The following is a 20,088-nucleotide window of genomic DNA, read 5'->3' as shown; positions in this document are numbered from 1 at the left end:
CGCGGCGCGTACCCTACATTGTCAGCCGTCGCCGATCCAGGGAGCATTGCTTGACTGGCAATCCGATCGATTTACGCCTGAGGTCCGCGACCGCCATCTACCCCGCGGGGGTGCTGGCGGCATCGCCACGGACCCTCATCGACGTGCTCGACGAGACCACGCGCCGCCACCCGCACGCGCCGGCGATCGACGACGGCACCGTGCTCCTCGACTACCGCTCGCTCCGTGACGAGGTGGACCGGCTGGTGGCCGGGCTCGCCGCGGCCGGGGTCGGCCACGGCGCCCGCGTGGGCGTCCGCGTCGCCTCGGGCACCGCCGAACTGTACGTCTCCATCCTGGCCGTGCTCGCCGCCGGGGCCGCCTACGTCCCCGTCGACGCCGACGACCCGGCCGAACGCGCCGAGCTGGTCTTCGCCGAAGCCGAAGTGGACGCGATCATCACCGGGAACCTCACGGTGACCGGCCCCGCCGGCGACTTCACCATGAACGGCCTCGCCGGCGACTTCACGATGACCGATGCCGCCGGGGAGTTCGCGGCGACCGGTCCGGACGGCGACCTCGCGGCGACCCTCCTCACCGGCGACCTGGCGATCATCGACCCTGACTGGGATCCCGCGATGACCGGCCCGGCCGGCGACCTCACGGCAACCCTCTTCTCCGGGGACCCTGCGGTGGCCGGCCTGGCCGGCGACCTGGCGACGGCGCGCCCCGCCGGGCGGGTGCCCAGGGCGCCCGGGCTCGACGACGACGCGTGGATCATCTTCACCTCCGGCTCCACCGGCAAGCCGAAGGGCGTCGCGGTGACGCACCGCTCCGCCGCCGCGTTCGTCGACGCCGAAGCGGGCCTGTTCGTGCAGGACCGCCCGCTGGGCCCCGGTGACCGGGTGCTGGCCGGGCTCTCGGTGGCCTTCGACGCCTCCTGCGAGGAGATGTGGCTGGCCTGGCGGCACGGCGCCTGCCTGGTTCCCGCGCCCAGAGCCTTGGTCCGCACCGGGATGGACCTCGGCCCGTGGCTGGCCGCGCAGCGGATCACGGCCGTCTCGACCGTGCCCACGCTGGCCGCCCTCTGGCCGGCCGAGCACCTCGACGGCATCCGGCTGCTCATCTTCGGCGGTGAGGCCTGCCCGCCCGAGCTGGCCGAGCGGCTCGCCGTACCGGAACGTGAGGTGTGGAACACCTACGGCCCCACCGAGGCCACGGTGGTGGCATCGGCGGCGCGGCTCACGGGCGACGGCCCCGTCCGCATCGGCCTGCCCCTCGACGGCTGGGACCTCGCGGTCGTCGACGGCGCGGGCGAGCCCGTGGCCATGGGCGAGACCGGCGAGCTGGTGATCGGCGGCGTCGGCCTGGCCCGCTACCTGGACCCGGTCAAGGACGCCGAGAAGTACGCGCCGCTGCCGTCGCTGGGCTGGGAGCGCGCCTACCGCAGCGGCGACCTGGTACGCGCCGACCCCGAGGGCCTCGTCTTCGCCGGCCGCGCCGACGACCAGGTGAAGCTGGGCGGGCGCCGGATCGAGCTGGGCGAGGTGGACGCCGCGCTGCAGGCGCTGCCCGGGGTCGCGGGCGCGGCCGCCGCCGTGCGCACCGCGGGCGGCGGGCACCAGGTGCTCGTCGGCTACGTCGTCACCGAGCCCGGCTTCGACCTGGCCGGGGCGCGCGAGCTGCTGGCGGCCACGCTGCCGGCGGCCCTGGTGCCGCGGCTGGCGCCGGTCGGCTCGCTGCCCACCAGGACGTCGGGGAAGATCGACCGGGCCGCGCTGCCTTGGCCGCTGGCCGAGCCGGCCGCGGCGGAGTGCGCGCTGAGCCCGTCCGAGACGCTGCTGGCCGAGCGGTGGACCGCCGTGCTGGGCCTGCCGCCGAGCGGCCCCGACGCCGACTTCTTCGCCGACGGCGGCACCAGCCTGGCCGCGGCCCGGCTCGTGTCGATGCTGCGCGAAGACCATCCCGACGTGGCCGTGGGCGACGTGTACGCCCAGCCGACGCTCGGCGGGCTGGCCCGGCTGCTGTCCGGCAGGGGCGAGGCCGAGCCGGGCCGCCGGCCGGTCACGCCGGTGCCCAGACGCGCCGCGCTGACCCAGTCCGCGCTGATGATCGTGCTGCTGGGCGTCGGCGCGACGCGCTGGATCGTGCTGCTCGCCGCGCTCGGCAACCTGCTCGCGCCGCCGTGGGCCCCGGCCCTGTCGTGGTGGTGGGTGGCGCTGGGCGCGCTGCTGTTCGTGACGCCCGCGGGGCGGATGGGCGTGTCCGCGGCCGTGGCCAGGCTGCTGCTGCGCGGCGTGCGGCCGGGCGACTATCCGCGCGGTGGCGGCGTACATCTGCGGCTGTGGTTCGCCGAACGCTTCGCCGAGCGGCTCGGCGTCCCCGACCTGGCCGGCGCCCCGTACATGGTGTGGTACGCCCGGCTGCTCGGCGCCCAGGTGGGCGGCGACGCCGACCTGCACTCGCCCCCGCCCGTCACCGGGCTGCTCAAGCTGGGCAGGGGCGCCTCGGTCGAGCAGGAGGTCGACCTCAGCGGCCACTGGTACGACGGCGACCTGCTGCGCATCGGCGAGATCAGGATCGGCGCGGGCGCGACCATCGGCTCGCGGGCGACCCTGCTGCCCGGCACACGGATCGGGAAGAACGCCCGGATCGCCCCCGGATCGGCGGTGGCCCGCACGGTGCCGGCGGGGCAGCTCTGGGCCGGCGCGCCGGCCTTCAGGCAGGGCAAGTCACGCAGGTCACGGCCCGCGGAGCGGCCCGTCCGCTCCCGGTTCTGGGCGGCCACGTACGGGCTGAGCGCCATGGTGCTCAGCCTGCTCCCGGCCGTCGCGGCCGGCGCCGGGCTGGCGGTCCTGGCCGCGTTCGCCGGTGACGCGCGCACGATCGGGGAGGCCCTGGCCGCCGCCCTGCCGGGTGTGCCGCTCGCGACGCTCGCCGGCATGGCGGCCTTCGCCCTGGTCACGCTGGTCAGCGTGCGGCTGCTCGGGCTGGGCCTGCGCGCGGGCCGCCATCCGGTGCACAGCCGCCAGGCCTGGCAGGCGTGGGCGACCGGACGGCTGATGGCCTCGGCCCGCGTCTGGCTGTTCCCCTTGTACGCCAGCGTCCTGACGCCCATGTGGCTGCGCGCGCTCGGCATGAAGGTGGGCCGCGGCGTCGAGCTGTCCACGGTGCTGGCGCTGCCCACGATGACGTCCGTCGGCGACGGCGCGTTCCTGGCCGACGACACGATGGTGGCCCCGTACGAGCTGGACGGCGGGTGGATGCGCATCGCCTCCGCCCGGATCGGCAAGCGCGCCTTCCTCGGCAACTCGGGGATGACCGCGCCCGGCCGCAAGGTGCCCAAGGACGGCCTGGTCGGCGTGCTGTCGGCGACGCCGAAGAAGGCCAGGTCCGGCTCCTCCTACGTGGGCATGCCCCCCATGGAGCTGCGCCGCACCGCCGAGGAGGGCGACCGGAGCCGCACCTACGACCCGCCCGCCCGCTACAAGGCGGCCAGGGCGCTGGTCGAGGCGTTCCGCGTGGTGCCCGCGATGTGCGCGGTCGCGCTCGCCGTCCTGGTCGCCGCCGCCTTCGAGTGGCTCGCGACGGCCTACGGCTTCGCGGTGGCGCTCGCGCTGGGCGGCGTCGTCATGTTCGCCGCGGGCGTCGCCGCCGCGCTGGTCGCCACGGCGGCCAAGTGGGCGCTGGTCGGCCGGATCAGGGCGGGCAGCAGGCCGCTGTGGAGCTCGTTCGTGTGGCGCAACGAGCTCGCGGACAACTTCGTGGAGGTGCTGGCGGCGCCCTGGTTCGCGCAGCCGTGGCTCGGCACCGCGCCGCTGAACGTGTGGCTGCGTTCGCTCGGGGCACGCATCGGGCATGGTGTCTCATGTGACACGTACTGGCTGCCGGAGGCGGATCTGGTGACATTGGGGAACGGCGCCTGCGTCAACCGGGGCTGCGTCCTGCAGACCCACCTGTTCCACGACCGGGTCATGAGCATGGACACCGTGACCCTTGAGGCGGGCGCGACACTGGGCCCGCACAGTGTGGTGCTGCCCGCCGCCAGGGTGGGCGCCGACACCACGATCGGACCGGCTTCTCTCGTCATGCGCGGAGAGGCGGTGCCCGGCCGTACGCGATGGTTCGGCAACCCCATCTCGGCGTGGCGATGACCCCTTATTTCCCTGGGCACGGCGACCATCGCTACAGGGTGTCGCACTACGACCTGACGCTGAGATATCGGGTCGCGGGCAACCGGCTCGACGGCACGGCCCGGCTGACGGTGTCGGCCGCCGAGCCGCTGCAGGAGCTGGACCTGGACCTGGGCCGGTTCCGGGTCCTGGGCGTCACCGTGGACGGCATGCCCGCCCGCCATCTGCTCGGCCGGGGCAAGCTGCGGGTGACGCTGCCCAGGCCGCTGCTCGCGGGCGCGGCGGCCGGTGTCGAGGTGCGTTACTCGGGCACGCCGATGCCGGTGCCGAGCCCATGGGGCGGGCTGGGGTGGGAGGAGCTGACCGACGGCGCGCTGGTGGCCGGGCAGCCGATCGGGGCGCCCTCCTGGTTCCCGTGCAACGACCGGCCGAGTGACAAGGCCTCCTACCGGATCGCCGTGACGACCGCGTCGTCGTACCGGGTCATCGCGAACGGCGTGCTGGCCGCCCAGCGCCGCGGGGCCGGGACCACGACGTGGATCTACGACCAGCCGGAGCCCATGGCCAGCTACCTGGCCAGCGTGCAGATCGGGCGATATCAGGTCGCCGAGGTCGCGGGCACCCGGCTGGCCCACCCAGCGCGCCTGGGCACCCGCGTCCGGCACGACTTCGGCCGGCAGGGCGAGATGATGGCGGTGTTCGCCGACCTGTTCGGGCCCTACCCGTTCACCGGCTACGTCGCCGTCGTGGCCGACGACGAGCTGGACATTCCGGTCGAGGCGCAGGGCATGTCGATCTTCGGCAGGAACCACGTGGACGGGCGGCGCGGGTTCGAGCGGCTGGTCGCGCACGAGCTGGCGCACCAGTGGTTCGGCAACAGCCTCACGGTGTCCTGCTGGAGCGACATCTGGCTGCAGGAGGGCTTCGCCACCTACGCGGAATGGCTCTGGTCGGAGGCGTCGGGCGGCCTGCCCGCCGCCGAGCACGCCCGGCGCTGGCATCAGCGGCTCGCCCTGCTCCCCCAGGACTTCGTGCTGGCCGACCCGGGCGTTGACGTGCTGTTCGACGACCGCGTCTACAAGCGGGGTGCGCTGACCGTGCACGCGCTGCGCCGGGCGCTGGGCGACGAGGTCTTCTTCCCCGTGCTGCGCGGCTGGACGGCCGCGCGCCGGCACGCGAACGTCTCCACGCGGGACTTCGCCGGGCACGTCCAGCGGGCCATCACGCGCCCGGTGGGGCCGCTGCTGTCGGCCTGGCTGTACGACAAGCCGCTGCCCCCGCTTTCCTGACCGCTTCATCCCTCAGCCGGTCCACTAGACCGTTTTGACACTTCCTATGGGTAACCGCTATCTATTAGCCAACCGTTAGGGGGATGGAGTGCAGGACGCAGTGCTGGCGATGCTCGCCAAGGAGCCGTCGCATGGCTACCACTTGCACGCTCGGCTGCGGCGCAGTCTCGGCCCGCTGGGCGAGTCGATGAACCGTGGCCAGATCTACGTGACGCTGTCCCGGCTGGAACGAGCCGGGCTCGTCGTCTGCGAGCGGGCGGACGGCCTGCCCGAGCGTCCGGAGCGCAAGGTCTACGAGCTGACGCCGGCCGGGCAGCAGCGGGTGGCCGCCTGGCTGGCCGAGGTGGGCTGGCCGAAACCGGACCTGGCGGAGTTCCATCTCAAGCTCGCCGCGGCCGCCGCGGCCCGGCTGGCCGACCCGGTGGAGCTGGTGGCGGCGCAGCGCCGTGAGCTGCTGCGCCGCCTGCGCGAGGTGCAGCAGGCGGCGCTGGCCGAGCCGGCGGGGTCGAGCGCCGGCCTGCTGCTGGAAGGGGTCGTCCTGCGGTTGCAGGCGGACCTGCGCTGGCTGGATGCCTGCGAGCGGGCCTGGTCCAAGGGCGATGACGAAGTCGAGGGCAGATGAACGTGTCAAGTACCGCGGTCCGGGCCTGGGGCCTGGTGAAGACGCACGGTCAGGGGCAGAGCCGGGTCCGCGCGGTCGACGAGGTCGACCTGGAGGTGCCCCAGGGACAGACACTGGCCGTGATGGGGCCCAGCGGCTGCGGGAAATCCACGCTGCTGCACCTGCTGGGCGGCCTGGAGCGGCCCACCGACGGGGAGGTGTGGGTGGCCGGGCGGCGCATCGACACACTGAGCGAGCGGGCTCTGGCGCGCATGCGGCGCCGATCGGTGGGGTTCATCTTCCAGGCCTTCCATCTGGTGGAGGAGCTGTCCGCGGCCGAGAACGTGGAGCTGCCCGCGCTGCTGGCCGGGCGCTCGCGCCGCCAGGCCAGACGGCGCGCGAGCCTGCTGCTGGAGCGGGTCGGGCTCGCCGACCGCGCCCGGCACCTGCCGTCGCAACTGTCGGGCGGGCAGCGCCAGCGGGTCGCCGTCGCTCGCGCGCTGGTCAACGAACCGCTGGTCGTCATGGCCGACGAGCCGACCGGGAACCTCGACAGCGCGGCGACCCTCGAAGTGCTGCGGATCTTCCAAGAGCTGCGTACGGCGGGGCAGACGCTGGTGATCGTCACCCACGACGAGCGGGTCGCCGCCAGCGCGGACCGGCTGGTCTCGATGCGCGACGGGATGTTCGTCGACGACACGCGGCTGGCCGGGTCGTCTACACGCGGGCTCGGCGGGCTGATCGGGCTGGAGGGCTGAACGTCATGGGCTCCCTCGTGCTCGTCGTACGCCTGGTGCTGGCCGACGTACGCCGGCACAAGATCCAGGCCGCGATGCTCCTGCTCGCGGTCACCGTGGCCACCGCCACGATGGCCCTGGGCCTGTCCCTGCGCGGCGTGAGCGACGCGCTGTACGAGCAGACCCGCGCGGCCACCGCCGGTCCTGACGTGGTGGCGCTCTCCGGCGACACGGGCTCCGCCGTGGCCTCGGCCCTGACCGAGCTGGCGGAAGATCCCGACGTGATCGCCCACCACGGTCCCTATCGCGTCGTCTACGCCAACCTCGCCACGCGCGACTCCACCTCCTCCCCCGTGGTGGTGCAGGGGTTCGCCGAGACGCCCGGCACGGTCAACCGGCCGCTGGTGACCTCGGGTCGCTGGGTGCGCTCCGGCGGCACCGTCCTCGAACGCGGCTTCGCCACCGCGCTGGGCGTCGGCGTCGGCGACCGCGTCACCATCGCCGGGCGGCCGTACCCCGTCGTCGGGATCGCCGTCACCGCGGCCACCTCCATCTACCCCTGGGCGGCGCAGGTCGGCCCGGGCGGTGGTCCCACCGACTACAGCGGCCTGGCCTGGATGACCCGATCAGATGCCCGGACACTGGCGTCGGCGCAGGACCTCCCGGTGACCACGGCCCTGGACCTCAAGCTGCGTGACCCGGCCGGAGGCGATGCCTTCCGCGAAGCCCACCGCGACTCCCCCGCCAGGATCAACTTCCACTCCTGGCAGTTCACGGCCGTGCAGGACATGGTCATCCTCAAGGACACCCAGCCGATCCTGGTCGTCGGCAGCTGGCTGCTCAGCTTCCTGGCCATCACCGGAGTGGCGGCGCTGGCCGCGGGACGTGCCGTCGAGCAGACGCGCCGGGCCGGGCTGCTCAAGGCCGTCGGCGCCGCCCCTGGTCTGATCGCCGCCGTCCTGCTCACCGAGTACCTGGCGCTGGCGCTGGCCGGCGACGCGCTGGGGCTGACGATCGCCCGCCTGACCGTGCCCGCCATCGCCAGCCCCACCGACAGCCGGATCGGCGGCGTGGGGCTGACCGGCGCCACCGTCGCCACGGCGACCGCCCTCGCGGTGGCGGTGGCGGTGCTGTCCACGCTGCGCCCCACGCTACGGGCCATGCGCACGGCGACCGTGACGGCGCTGTCCGCCACCGCGCACCAGCCCCGGCACCGGCCCTGGCTCACCGCGCTGTCCGCGCTGCTGCCCACGCCGCTGCTGCTCGGGCTGCGGCTGACCGCCCGCCGGCCGGGCCGCGCCGTGCTGCAGGCGTGCTCCACCGCCACCACAGTGATCGCGATCATCGCCCTGCTGACCCTCCACGCCCAGACGGAGCGGGGCTACGGCCTCAACGGCTCCTCCGCCCTGCCCAACCTGCGCGGCGAGCACGACCGCCGGCTGATGCTCGCCGTCACCATCCTGCTGATCGCCCTCGCCGTCGTGAACACCATCACGCTCACCTGGACCAACGCCATGGAGGCCCAGGCGAACATGGCCATCGCCCGCACCCTCGGCGCCACCCCCGGGCAGATCACCGCGGGGCTGTCCACCGCCCAGCTCCTGCCCAGCCTGCCGGGCGCCCTCATCGGCGTCCCCCTGGGCGTCGGCCTGCTCTCGCTCTTCGCCGCCAGGAATTCGGTGGACGCTCCCTCCTCGTGGCTGTTCGGCGCCGCGCTGGCGATCCTCCTGGCGACGGCGGCACTCACCGCCCTGCCCGCCCGCCTGGCGGCCCGCCGGCCGGTGGCGCAGGCCCTCAGCGCCGAAACAGCGTGACCCACCCTCTGAAAGGAATGACGACGTGGCATCTGCCTTCGCCGGCGCCCGGCGATTCGTGGCGAACACCGGGGAGCCCCGCGGATGGGTGGCCCCCAGGACAGACCTGGTGACGGCGTTACTCGGCATCTGGTTCGGGGTCGGACTGATGATCGACACCTGGGCGCACAGCAACCTGGCGGCGGAGCTGGAGACGTTCTTCACTCCCTGGCACGCGGTGTTCTATTCCGGCTTCGCCGTCGTCTCCGGCTGGATCATCTGGCAGGTGTGGCGCACCATGCGCACCGGCCGGCAGGGGCTGGCGGCCGTCCCCACCGGTTATCTCGCCGGGCTGGTGGCGATTCCCGCGTTCGCCGCCTTCGGGCTCGCCGACTTGACGTGGCACACCGTCCTCGGCATCGAGACGACCATCGACATCTTCTTCAGCCCGTCGCACCTCGGCCTCATCGTGACGATGCTGCTCATCATCACGACACCGCTGCGCTCGGCGTGGAACGCTCCCGACGTCGGCGCCCGGCCCTCGTTCGGCCGCCTGCTGCCCGCGCTGCTCGGGCTCGCGTTCGCCACCACGCTGGTGTCGCTGTTCCTGTCGTACGGCGGCGCCATGCAGTACCGCCCTGAGGGCATCGTCCGGGCGTTGTCCATGCTGCGGGACTCGGGCGCCGGCGGTCCGCGGGGCGCCGGCCCCGTGGCGGTGGGCCCGGGCGCCGACCAGGTGGCCGCCTCCATGGTCATCACCAACGTGGTCATGCTCGCCCCGGTGCTTCTCCTGGTGCGCCGCTGGCTGTTGCCGTTCGGCTCGGTAACCGTCATGTACGCGATCATGGCGCTCATGCCGGGCGCCCAGACGGAGTTCCGCAACCTGCCGATCCTGCTGTCGTTCGTCATCGCCGGGTTCGTGAGCGACCTGCTGATCCGCCGGCTCCGGCCGTCGGGTGAGCGGCGCGCCGCCTACTGGGCCTTCGCCGGGCTGTCCGCCTTCGTCACCTGGTCGCTGTACATCGGGGTCGCCTCGGCCACGGGCGGCGGCCTGCCCGCCGTGCCCGAGCTGTGGACCGGCGCGCCGGTCGTCGCCGGCCTGATCGGGCTGGCACTCGGGGCGCTGCTCCTGCCCAACGCGACCACCGCCGAGCCGGTCACGGCCGGGCGGACATGATCCGGCGTCTGTCCCTCGCCGCCGCGCTCATGCCGCCTGGCCCGGAAACCGGTGGTCAGCTCGGGATCGGGCTGCCCGCGCAGCCCTTGTCGACGCGACCCGTCTCGAAGTACTTCACCACGTCGGCGGCGCACTCGGGGACCCGGGTGGTCGACGTGTGCACGTCGTCGGCGACCGTGTAGACGGTGCCGCCGACGGCGCGCCGCGTCTGCAGCGTCCAGTCGTAGACGGACATGAACTCATGCAGATGCCCCGCCAGCACCAGCGACCCGCTGCCTCGCTTCAGCGTGGCCTGCTGCACCGGCAGCGGCCAGCCGGGACACATGGCGGGCAGCCCCCAGGACCGGCCGGTCACCGGATGGCGCTTGACGAGCTGCTGGTAGCCGCGCCAGGCGGTGTCGAAGTCGGCCCGGCTGCCGTCCTCGTTGCACGCGACGGCCAGGTTCATGGTCAGGTTCAGCGTTTCCGGCGCGCCGGGCAGGGGCGTCCCCATCATCTGACCGCCGAGCAGCGCCTTGACGGTGGGCGGGGCGGTGCTGCCCGTCGCCGTCCGCAGCTCGGCCAGCGCCTTGCCCGCCCGCGCCCATTCGGTCGAGTTCCTGCGGGCCAGGTCGGCGACGGCCGCGCCGTCGACGGGCCGCTGCAGGTCGGTGTAGGTCTTGGGGCTCTTGTCGTACGCGCGGACCAGCTTCACCACCTGCTCGCGAACCTGCCGCGTGGTGGCACCGAGTCCGTACGTCTCATCGCGGCGGGCCAGCCAGGCGGCCAGGCGACCGAAGTTGCGCTCGGCCGCCCCCGCGGCGCCCTTGACATGCTCGTCGATGCGGGTCCACGGCGGCGCCACGCTGTCCAGGAAGGCCCGCCCGGTGCGCCCGGGGAACACGCTGCGGTAGACCATGCCCAGATACGTGCCCCAGGAGAAGCCGAGCAGATTGAGCTTGCTCTCCCCCATCGCGGTCCGCACCAGGTCCAGGTCCTTGGCCACGTTCTCGGTGGTGAGCTGTCCGAGGAAGGCGGGGTCGGAGTTTCCGCACTTCTCGTTGGCGGCGGCCTGGGCGTCGTACATCGTCCTGGCCGCTTCCTTGGTCAGCGGGCCCGGCTCCTGGGGGCCTCCTTGCGAGATGGGGCAGGCGACCTTGGTGCTGTACCCGACCCCGCGCGGGTCGAAGCCGATGATGTCGTAGCGCTCGTTGAGCCCCGCCATCTCCTTGTTCCTGAGCGCGGCCCGCAGGACCGGGTCCAGGTATCCGTTGTTGCCCGGTCCGCCCGGCAGGACGGCGACGGCGCCGAGCCGCTGCGCCTTGTCCGTGGCGGCCAGGCGGGTCACCGCGATGTCGATCTTCCGCCCGTCGGGGTCGCCGTGGTTCAGCGGGACGCTGACCGTCCCGCACTCCAGGCGCCTCATCAGGGTACGGAAGGCCGCGACCTTGTCCTCCGTCACGCCCAGGCTGCGGACCACCTCATCGGAGTAGTCCGGGCAGGATTTCCATTCCACGGACGGCGCGGCGGCGCTCGGGCCGGCACCAGCGGCGGCGCCTGCCGGGACCGGATGCGCCACCAGCCCCGCCAGTGCCAGGGCCAGAGCCGTCAGTGATATTCGGTAGGTCATGCGGACCAGTCCTAGAGCGGCGGCTGTTTCCTCACCGTTTCCAGGAGCCGCCGTCACGGGCGAGCATGCCACTGCCACGGCATGGGCGAGGTCTCATCTGAGGCGTCGGAGGACCGCCCAGGCGAGCACCGCGAGCACCGCGAGCACCGCCGGCCGCGGTGGCCCGTTCGTGCGCTCCGGCGAGGGAGCGGGCCTCCTCGCGGCGGCCCGCGGAACGGCGTGAACGAGCCTGATCAGCACCGGGGCCGACGCCGGCAGCGCGATGACGATGACGGCGACGGCCAGCCAGCCGGGCGTCGGGTTCCAGTAGTCGTCGGCGTACGCCAGGAGCAGGCCGAGGGCGACCGCCGTCGCGAAGGCGTAGCGGACGGTGCCGAAGATGCCCTTCGACAGCCGGCGTGAGAGGTCCTTCGTCGCGGGCGTGCGGCGCAGGCGTACGCGGATCAGCACGATGACCGTCAGGACCGCCGCCAGTTGGGAGAGCTCGGGGGCCAGCGTGATCGGGTTCCAGCCCGGCTCGGGGCACAGGTCGTTCACGACCGCCAGTGTGACCGAGCGCACCGCCTCCCGAGGGGCAGTCGAGCGTCCCGGTCTGGGAGCTCCCGGCCGGGTCTACTCCGGAAGGTTGAGCTCGCCGTAGGTCGCCACCTGATCGGCCGGAGGCGCTTGGATGTCGATCGCACGGCCCCACCGGGACAGGCGGCCGTCGTGGACGAAGTGGAGGTTCGTCGCTCATCCCCGGTGTGCCGGGTTCCTTACCCTCGGTCCTGGTGACCGTGACGTCCGAGAACGTCACGCCGCCACCGCTCGAAAACTGGCGGCGCAGCGCGGCGACGGGGTCGAGGCGGGACGCGGCAGCGGCCCCGACGATGCCGGAATCCTCGTCAGCGCTGGGCGGTGTGCTCCACGGGCCGGTCGGGTCATGCAGCGCAGGGGTGTGGTCAGGCGCCTGGGTGGTCTCTCCGTTCGTGACCGGTGTCGTCGTGAACGGCCCACCTTCTGAGCTGGCGTCTCGGCTCGCTCCCTTACGGCGGATCACCCGTTCGGCTGGTGACCGCCCCAAAGGAGCGAGGGGCTCCAGAAGGCCTCGGGTGACTACAGGAAGTCGGCGACCTGAACAGCGAAGTCGTCAGAGGTGACGATCGGCACGCCGAGCGCCTCGGCCTTGGCTCGTTTGGAGCCCGCGCTCTCCCCCGCCACAAGGAGGCTGGTCTTGGCGGAGACGCTGGAGGACGCCCGGCCGCCGGCCCGCTCGATGAGCTCGTTCATCTCGTTGCGCGACAGCGCCGCCAGCGACCCGGTCATCGTGCCGGTGACCACCACGGACATCGTCGCCAAGGGAAGCGTGACCTGCGTGCCGCTCTCCTCGGCGGCGTCGTCGTCGCCGGCGGTGGTGGCGGCGGCGGCGGTCGGGGGTGTGGCGCCCGGCTCGGTCATGTTCACCCCGGCCTGTATGAGCTTGTCGATGAGCGGGGCGAGCTCGATCAGCTCGTCGATCACGACCGGCGACTTCTCCGGGCCCATGCCCTCCACCTGCTCGATCGCCTCGGCGTCGGCGGCGCGGATGGCCTCCATCGTGGCGAAGTGGCGGGCGATGCGGCGGCTCATGGACCGGCCGGTGCCGCGCACGCCCAGGGCGCAGAACACCCTGCTGAGCGGCCTCGACTTGGCCTGCTCGATGGCGGCGAGCAGATTGTCGGTGCTGGTCTCGCCCATCCGCTCCAGGCCGAGGAGCTGCTCGCGGGTCAGGAAGAACAGGTCGGCGAAGTCGGCGATGAACCCGGCGTCGAGCATCTGCTTGATCCGGTTTTCGGCCAGGCCCTCGATGTCGAGCGTGTCGCGCCCGGCGGCGTAGACGATGGAGGCGATGGCCCGGCAGCCGCGCCCGCGTACGCACCGCCACCGCTCCTGGGAGCTGTCGATGGCGTCGCCGCAGGACGGGCAGGCCGCCGGGATCGGGATCGGCTGCTCGTCACCGGTGCGCAGGTGGACCACGGGCGACTCGACGCGCGGGATGACGTCGCCCGCTTTGTAGACGACCACGCTGTCGCCGAGCATCAGGCCGCGCCGGGTGATGTCGGCGACGTTGTGCAGGGTGGCGTAGGTGACCTTGCTGCCGTCGAGCTCGACCGGCTCCAGCACGGCGCGGGGGGCGATGATGCCGGTGCGGCCGGTGTTCCACTCCACGCCGAGCAGCTTGGTGATCTTCTCCGTGGCGGGCAGCTTGTAGGCGGTCGCCCAGCGCGGCGCCCGCGAGCTGAACCCGGCCTGCGCCTGGTCGGCGGCCAGGTCACACTTGATCACGATGCCGTCGATGCCGAACGGCAGCGTGGCCCGCGCCGCCGCGATCTCGCCGACCCGCTCCTGCACCCGCTCCAGCGTCTCGGCCACGATGCCCGCGACCGGGGTGGCGGCCGTGGTCTGCACGCCCTGCCCGGCCACCCACTCCATGATCTCGCTGTGCGGCAGCTCGCGCAGCCGGACCGCCTGCTCGGACTCGTCGCCGGGCGGTGGCAGCACGCCGTAGCCGAAGAACGTCAGCTCGCACACGTAGGGCCGGTCCTGCGCGCGCAGCGTCCCCGCGGCGGCGCTGCGCGGGTTGGCGAACGTGGTGCCGTCGTGGGCGCTGCGCTTGGCGCACGCGTCCTCGAACTGCGCGGCCGTCATCATCACCTCGCCGCGCAGCTCCACCGTGACCGGGTCGGCCAGCCGGCCGGGCAGCCCGACGATGGTGCCGATGGCGTGCGAGACGTCCTCACCCGCCGCGCCGTCACCGCGGGTGACGAGCTGGGCCAGCCGCCCGTTTCGGTAGCGGGCCGAGATCGCCAGGCCGTCGAGCTTGGGCTCCACGCTCCACGCGGTGACCGGACGGCCGAGCCTGCGCTCCAGCGAGGCGGCCCAGTCGGCGAGCTGCTCGGGGCCGAACACGTTGTCCAGGCTCAGCATCGGCACCGTGTGCGGCACGTCGCCCACCACGGCCCCGCCCGCCACCTTGCCCGTCGGCGAGTCGGGCAGCACCTGCTCGGGATGGGCCTCCTCGTACGCCTGGATCCCGCGCACCAGCCGGTCGTAGGCGTCGTCGTCGAGCGTGGAGGTGGCGTCGGCGTAGTAGGCGGCGGCCGAGTCGACGGCCAGCTGCACGGCTTCGGCGTAGGCCGTCTCGTCGGCCAGGAGGGTGATCGGAGGCTCTTCGGTCATGAACCCATCATGCCGGGCGGCACCGACAATTTCGCTCCGGTGATCCGGTGCCTGAGCTGCGGTGGGGCCTTGATCAGCGGATCTTGCCCGGTGCCGCCCGATCGTCGCGGGCACCTGCCACGAACCTCCGTGCGCACGACGGATGGATTCCACGGGATGCGGCCCGAGCCACCCCCAGCCCGTCCGGACCGACCCCAATCCGTCCGAGCTGGACGCGTCGATGCTGACCCCGGCCGCGATCACCGGACTCGAACTGATCGGCGCGTGAGCCGGCGGCCTCAGTCGCCGCCCCTGCCGAGCGGGCCGAACGCCACGTCCTTCTCCTCCCGGAGCACCTGGCCCTGCGCGCCGTACGCGGTGACCGTCACCGGCGGGGAGTAGAGGATCGAGGGCGGTTCGTCCCGCGATTTCGCGTCCTCCCCGTACACCAGCTTCCCCAGGATCCGCGCGATGAAGAAGCCGCCCGTCACCTGCGCGTCGCCGCGCCGCCCGTCCGCCCAGTCGATCTCCACCCGCCGCACGCCGGCGCCGACCCGGCCGACGACCACCCGGTAGGTATCGTCCCGCTGGATCCGGTCAGGCCCTTCCGCGTACGAGTGCGTGTGCGAGGTGTACGCGTCCACCTGGAGGTCCCCCGAGAAGCCGGCCAGGTCTCCCGGCGCCTTGAACCCCCAGTAGGTGAAGACCGCCCGCTCCGCGAACTCCTGCTGCGTGGCCGGCGTGCACAGGACGAACCCCGACATGCTGCCGACCAGCGCGGTGGACCCGCCCTTGTCCCTGGCCTCCGCCAGCACCCGGAAGTCCGCGACCGCGCCCTGCTCCGGCATCCGCAGGTTGCCGTTCATGTTGTGCACGGGGCCGCCCTCGGGCATGCACGCGCGTACGGACGCGAGCTGCCCGGGCGTGTTGTCCGGCAGACCCGACACCCGCGCCGCGGTGTCCCCGCCCGGGCCACCGGCGGGGAGCGCGATCACGGCCGTGACCACCGAGGCGGCCGCGGCGAGCCCCGCGATCGACCAGGACAGGCGCCGCCGGCGCAGCGAGCCCGCCCGCGCCCGCCTGGCGTGGGCGAGCGCGTCGACGGGCCTGGCCGCGGCCGCCACGGCGCGCAGCTCTTCGGAGATCCGCTGTTCGTCGATGGTCATCTCAGGCCTCCAGGATGAGGGTTTCGCCGACCAGCTCGCGCAGGCGGGAGACGGCTTGGTGGGTCTGGCTGCGCACGGTGCCCACCGAGCAGCCCATGATCTTGGCGACCTCGGACTCGGAGAGGTCCTCGTAGTAGCGCAGCACCAGCACGGCCCTCTTGCGGGCCGGCAGGGCCATCAGCGCGGCGGCCAGCGTCAGGCGCGTCTCGACCTCCGCGGTACGGTCGCCCGTGGCCCGGTCGGGGAGCGCAGGGACGACGCGTTCGCGGCCCCAGCGCGGACTTCGCCAGCGGCCGACCTGTTCGTGGTACATGACCCGGCGGACGTACGCCTCCGGGCTGTCGCGGATCCGCCGCCAGTGCCCGGCCGTCTTGGTCAGCGCCGTCTGCAGCAGGTCCTCGGCGGCGTGCTGGTCGCCGCCGGTCAGGACGTAAGCGAGGCGGATCAGGCTGTCGGAGCGGGTGGCGACGAACTCCGTGAAATCTCGCTGTTGGTCGGGGTGCAAAGGTTCTCCTCGGGGTCTCGCCTCCTTAGATGGGCGCGCCCCCGCGAATCTATGGCGCGCGGCACGGCCACGATCCGCCCGTCCACGCGGCGGCCCGGCCGAAGTGCCAGGATGTGTACGTGATCAGCACGCTTGCGGTGGAGGGCTACCGGTCGTTGCGCCGCCTGGTCCTGCCGCTCGCCCCGCTGACCGTGATCACCGGGGCCAACGGCAGCGGCAAGTCCAGCCTCTACCGCGCGCTGCGGCTGCTGGCCGACTCCGCGCGCAACGGGGCGGTCGCCGCGCTGGCCCGGCAGGGCGGCCTGCCCTCCACGCTGTGGGCGGGCCCCGAGCGCGTCGGCCGGGCGGTGCGCGAGGGCCGGCACCCGGTCCAGGGCACGGTACGCACCGGCCCGGTGAGCCTGCGGCTCGGGTTCGCGGGCGACGACTTCGGCTACGCGATGGACCTGGGCATGCCCTCTCCTTCCGACGGCGGCACCGCCTTCCGGCTGGACCCCGAGATCAAGGCGGAGGCCGTCTGGAGCGGGCCCATGCTGCGCCCGGCCGCGGTCCTGGCCGAGCGCGGGCGCGGAGCCGTACGCGTGCGCGACGCCGACGGCGGCTGGTGGCGCGTACCGGGGAGGATCAAGCCGTTCGACAGCATGCTGAGCGAGATCGCCGATCCCCAGCACGCGCCCGAGCTGCTCGAGCTGCGCGACCGGATCCGCTCGTGGCGCTTCTACGACCAGTTGCGCACCGACGCCGACGCGCCCGCCCGCGCCGCCAGGATCGGCACCCGCACCCTCGTGCTCGGCCACGACGGCGCCGACCTGGCCGCGGCGCTGCAGACCATCAGGGAGATCGGCGACGCCGACGCGCTGGACACGGCCGTCGACCACGCCTTTCCCGGTAGCGATCTGGAGGTCGCCGCCGAGGCCGGCCGGTTCGAGCTGCGGCTGCGCCAGCACGGCCTGCTGCGCCCGCTGGGCGCGGCGGAGCTGTCGGACGGGACGCTGCGCTACCTGTTCTGGGTGGCCGCGCTGCTGACGCCCCGCCCGCCGGCGCTGCTGGTGCTCAACGAGCCGGAGACGAGCCTGCACCCCGACCTGATCGCGCCGCTGGCCGGCCTCGTCGCCGCCGCGGGAGCGCGTACGCAGATCGTCACCGTCACGCACAGCATGCCGCTGGTGGCCGCGCTCGGCAGGGCGGGGGCGAGCACCGTCGAGCTGGTCAAGGAATTCGGCGAGACCGGCGTGGCCGGCCAAGAGCCCCTGGACGAGCCGCCCTGGCACTGGCCCAAGCGGTAACGGCCGCTTGCTCACTTTGAGCCCTGATCATATTATGTAAATCGTTTTGGAGCTTTTCTCGGATCAAAGCTAGTGTGACTGGCAATGACCACGTCTCTAGCTGGTAAACGTTTGCCACCAGGGGCATTAATACGATTCAAGCCGCATCGTCATGCCGCCCTCATCAGACGCGAGGAACGATGTCGAGCATCAAAGAGGTCGCCCGGCTGGCCGGAGTCTCCGTCGGCACGGTGAGCAATGTGCTCAACCGGCCGGAGATGGTGGCGCCGGAGACCCGGCGGCGCGTGCAGGAGGCGGTCGCCCAGCTCGGCTACGTCCGCAACGGCTCGGCCAGGCAGCTACGGGCCGGGCGCAGCCGCAGCATCGGCGTGGTCGCGCTCGACCTGGCGAACCCGTTCTTCATCGACGTGCTGCGCGGCGTGGAGTCGGCGGCGCAGGGCGCGGGCCTGACGGTGATGGTGTTCAACAGCAGCAAGGAGGCCGCCCGCGAGGCCAGGCTGCTGGAGACGTTCGAGGAGCAGCGACCGCTGGGCGTGCTGATCACCCCGGTCAACGACCGCGGCCAGCGCGAGCGCCTGGGGCGGCTGACGGCCAGGGGCATCCCGGTGGTGGTGTTCGACAGCTCGACGCGGCACGAGCAGGGGTGCGCCGTCTCGGTCGACGACGTTCTCGGCGGGCGCCTGGCCGGGCGGCACCTGCGCGAGCGCGGGCACCGGCACATCGCGTACGCGGGCGGGCCCTTCACCGTCCGCCAGGTCGAGGACCGGCACCAGGGGCTGGCCGCCGAGCTCACCCCCGACGACACCCTGACCGTCATCCGCCTGCCCGACCTCACCATCGCCACCGGGCGCACCGCGGGCGCGCAGATCGCCGGAATGCCCGGCGACGCGCGGCCCAGCGCCGTCTTCTGCGCGAACGACCTGGTCGCGCTGGGCGTGCTGCAGGAGCTGACGCAGCGCGGCCTGCGGGTCCCCGGGGACGTGGCCATCCTCGGGTACGACGACATCGACTTCGCCGCCGCGGCCGCGGTGCCGCTGTCGTCGATCAGGCAGCCGCGGCTGCAGCTCGGCCGCACCGCCGCCCTGATGCTGCTCGAAGAGGCCAACCAGCCGGCCGGGCACGAGCACCGGCACGTCATCTTCCCCCCCGACCTGGTGGCCCGCTCCTCCACGTGACGGCCGTCTGCAGGGCCCCGAGGTGAGCTGGGGCTCCTCGTGACGGCCCTTCAGAGCGGCCGCGCGTCGGCTCTCAGGTGAGCTGAGGCTCCTCGTGGGGGCGGCCCTTGAGCTCGTGGAAGCCGGGCGTGCCGGCCACCAGCAGGGTCCCGTCCCACAGCCGCCCGGCCTGCTCGCCGCGCGGGATCACGGACACGACCGGCCCGAAGAACACCACCCGCTCCCCTCCCCCGCCGGTCACCGCGACGACCGGGGTGCCGACGTGCTCGCCGATCAGCCCGATCCCCTCCGCGTGCGACTCGCGTACCAGGTCGTCGTAGTCGGTGGACAGGCCCGCCTCCGCCAGCTCCCCCGGCAGCCCCGCCGCGGCCAGGGCCGCGCGCAGATCGCCCATCCAGTCGCGCTGCTCGCCGTCCGCGGTCCACAGCGCCGTGTAGAAACGGCCCAGAGCCTCCTGCCCGTACGCCTTCCGCACCGCCGCGCAGACGCGCACCGGGACCCACAGGTAGCCCTCGGGGTCGCCTTCCGGATCGTCGTCGCGCCCCTCGTTGAGCACCGACAGGCTCATCACGTGCCACCGCACCTCGACCGGCCGCACCTTCGCCACCTCGACCAGCCAGCGGGAGGTGATCCACGTATAGGGGCAGGCCGGGTCGAACCAGAAGTCGGCGACCATCGGCGCCTCGGCGTGTCGCATGGCCCCGATCCTAGTCACGCGCGCCGATCTCCTGGCCGATCCCCCGGCCTGACCAGCCCGGTCTCGTACGCGACGACCACGGCCTGGGCGCGGTCGCGCAGGCCGAGCTTGGCGAAGATGCGGGCGACGTGCGTCTTCACGGTCGGCTCGCTGAGGGTCAGCACGCGGGCCAGCTCGGCGTTGGACAGGCCCTGCCCCAGCAGCGTCAGCACCTCCAGCTCGCGGGGCGTCAGGCCGGTCAGCCCGTCGTGCCCGGCCCCCGGCGGGGTGGCGCGGACGCGGTCGGGGGCGGCGAACCGCTCCACCAGCCGCCGGGTGATCGACGGCGCGAGCAGGGCGTCCCCGGTGCCGACCAGCCGTACGGAGGCGGCCAGGTGCTCGGGCGTGACGTCCTTGAGCAGGAAGCCGCTGGCCCCGAGCGCGAGCGCGGCGTAGACGTAGCGGTCGAGGTCGAACGTGGTCAGCATGATCACCCGGCAGCGCGGGCGGCCGGCCAGGATCTGCCTGGCGGCTTCGAGGCCGTCCAGGTTCGGCATGCGGATGTCCATGAGGACGACGTCCGGGTCCAGCTCGCGCGCCGCCGCGACCGCCTGCACGCCGTCGGCCGCCTCGCCGGCCACGTCGATGCCGCGCGTGGTCAGGATCAGGCGGAAGCCGGTGCGGATCAGCGTCTGGTCGTCGGCGATCAGCACACGGGGCGAGGACACGGGTGCGGGCGTGTGCGCGGCGGCGGCCGGCTCGGCGGTTCCCACCCGTTCACCATC

General features: G+C 73.3%; 16 protein-coding genes. 9 read left to right on the top strand and 7 right to left on the bottom strand.

Going from position 1 to position 20,088, the window contains the following annotated elements:
* The first annotated feature begins 50 nt into the window (after nt 1–50).
* The 6 genes from ABEA43_RS39105 (at nt 51) to ABEA43_RS39080 (ending at nt 9,709) form a co-directional block, all read left to right on the top strand.
* The gene (locus tag ABEA43_RS39105) at nt 51–4,133 is read left to right on the top strand and encodes a Pls/PosA family non-ribosomal peptide synthetase (protein WP_345570060.1); all 4,083 of its coding nucleotides are present in this window, start codon (nt 51–53) and stop codon (nt 4,131–4,133) included.
* A complete protein-coding gene (locus ABEA43_RS39100; RefSeq protein WP_345570298.1) occupies nt 4,130–5,401 on the top strand; it encodes a M1 family metallopeptidase in 1,272 nt (423 codons plus the stop codon). Before ABEA43_RS39105 ends, ABEA43_RS39100 begins: the two co-directional genes overlap by 4 nt.
* 88 nt (nt 5,402–5,489) lie before the next feature.
* Nucleotides 5,490–6,023, top strand: coding sequence for a PadR family transcriptional regulator (locus tag ABEA43_RS39095; protein WP_345570058.1), 534 nt, complete (start codon nt 5,490–5,492; stop codon nt 6,021–6,023).
* A complete protein-coding gene (locus tag ABEA43_RS39090; protein ID WP_345570057.1) occupies nt 6,020–6,760 on the top strand; it encodes an ABC transporter ATP-binding protein in 741 nt (246 codons plus the stop codon). Before ABEA43_RS39095 ends, ABEA43_RS39090 begins: the two co-directional genes overlap by 4 nt.
* Nucleotides 6,761–6,765: 5 nt before the next feature.
* A complete protein-coding gene (locus ABEA43_RS39085) occupies nt 6,766–8,553 on the top strand; it encodes an ABC transporter permease (RefSeq protein WP_345570056.1) in 1,788 nt (595 codons plus the stop codon).
* A gap of 25 nt (nt 8,554–8,578) precedes the next feature.
* On the top strand, nt 8,579–9,709 hold the full coding sequence (locus tag ABEA43_RS39080) for a hypothetical protein (protein WP_345570054.1): 1,131 nt from the start codon (nt 8,579–8,581) through the stop codon (nt 9,707–9,709).
* 55 nt (nt 9,710–9,764) lie between these two features.
* Here ABEA43_RS39080 and ABEA43_RS39075 read toward each other — a convergent pair whose 3' ends face one another.
* The 3 genes from ABEA43_RS39075 to ligA all read right to left on the bottom strand — a co-directional run bounded on the left by ABEA43_RS39075 (nt 9,765) and on the right by ligA (nt 14,516).
* Nucleotides 9,765–11,318 carry an alpha/beta fold hydrolase gene (locus ABEA43_RS39075; protein WP_345570052.1) on the bottom strand — a complete coding sequence of 518 codons (1,554 nt, stop codon included), beginning with the start codon at nt 11,316–11,318 and terminating at the stop codon, nt 9,765–9,767.
* A 93-nt stretch (nt 11,319–11,411) separates the two neighbouring features.
* A complete protein-coding gene (locus tag ABEA43_RS39070) occupies nt 11,412–11,855 on the bottom strand; it encodes a hypothetical protein (RefSeq protein WP_345570051.1) in 444 nt (147 codons plus the stop codon).
* A 558-nt stretch (nt 11,856–12,413) separates the two neighbouring features.
* The gene (gene ligA / locus ABEA43_RS39065; protein WP_345570050.1) at nt 12,414–14,516 is read right to left on the bottom strand and encodes an NAD-dependent DNA ligase LigA; all 2,103 of its coding nucleotides are present in this window, start codon (nt 14,514–14,516) and stop codon (nt 12,414–12,416) included.
* Nucleotides 14,517–14,658: 142 nt separating this feature from the next.
* On the opposite strand from ligA, the gene ABEA43_RS39060 reads away from it, so the two are divergent.
* Nucleotides 14,659–14,784, top strand: coding sequence for a hypothetical protein (locus tag ABEA43_RS39060; RefSeq protein WP_345570049.1), 126 nt, complete (start codon nt 14,659–14,661; stop codon nt 14,782–14,784).
* Between the two features lie 10 nt (nt 14,785–14,794).
* On the opposite strand, the gene ABEA43_RS39055 is transcribed toward ABEA43_RS39060, so the two are convergent.
* Both ABEA43_RS39055 and ABEA43_RS39050 read right to left on the bottom strand, forming a co-directional pair.
* On the bottom strand, nt 14,795–15,661 hold the full coding sequence (locus ABEA43_RS39055; protein ID WP_345570048.1) for a hypothetical protein: 867 nt from the start codon (nt 15,659–15,661) through the stop codon (nt 14,795–14,797).
* A gap of 1 nt (nt 15,662) precedes the next feature.
* Nucleotides 15,663–16,166 (bottom strand): SigE family RNA polymerase sigma factor, encoded by a 504-nt coding sequence (locus ABEA43_RS39050; RefSeq protein WP_345570047.1) that lies wholly within the window; start codon nt 16,164–16,166, stop codon nt 15,663–15,665.
* 119 nt (nt 16,167–16,285) lie between these two features.
* On the opposite strand from ABEA43_RS39050, the gene ABEA43_RS39045 reads away from it, so the two are divergent.
* Together ABEA43_RS39045 and ABEA43_RS39040 are read left to right on the top strand one after the other, a co-directional pair.
* The gene (locus ABEA43_RS39045; protein ID WP_345570045.1) at nt 16,286–17,452 is read left to right on the top strand and encodes an AAA family ATPase; all 1,167 of its coding nucleotides are present in this window, start codon (nt 16,286–16,288) and stop codon (nt 17,450–17,452) included.
* 179 nt (nt 17,453–17,631) lie between these two features.
* A complete protein-coding gene (locus ABEA43_RS39040; protein ID WP_345570043.1) occupies nt 17,632–18,627 on the top strand; it encodes a LacI family DNA-binding transcriptional regulator in 996 nt (331 codons plus the stop codon).
* 73 nt (nt 18,628–18,700) lie between these two features.
* On the opposite strand, the gene ABEA43_RS39035 is transcribed toward ABEA43_RS39040, so the two are convergent.
* Nucleotides 18,701–19,324 (bottom strand): mycothiol-dependent nitroreductase Rv2466c family protein, encoded by a 624-nt coding sequence (locus tag ABEA43_RS39035; RefSeq protein WP_345570041.1) that lies wholly within the window; start codon nt 19,322–19,324, stop codon nt 18,701–18,703.
* A 14-nt stretch (nt 19,325–19,338) separates the two neighbouring features.
* A complete protein-coding gene (locus ABEA43_RS39030; RefSeq protein ID WP_345570039.1) occupies nt 19,339–20,076 on the bottom strand; it encodes a response regulator in 738 nt (245 codons plus the stop codon).
* Nucleotides 20,077–20,088 lie beyond the last annotated feature (12 nt).

The organism is Nonomuraea rosea (assembly GCF_039539705.1).
GTDB classification, from domain to species: Bacteria; Actinomycetota; Actinomycetes; order Streptosporangiales; family Streptosporangiaceae; genus Nonomuraea; species Nonomuraea rosea.
The sequence above is the reverse complement of the archived record's forward strand: the minus strand, read 5'-3'. Positions and strand labels throughout refer to the sequence as shown.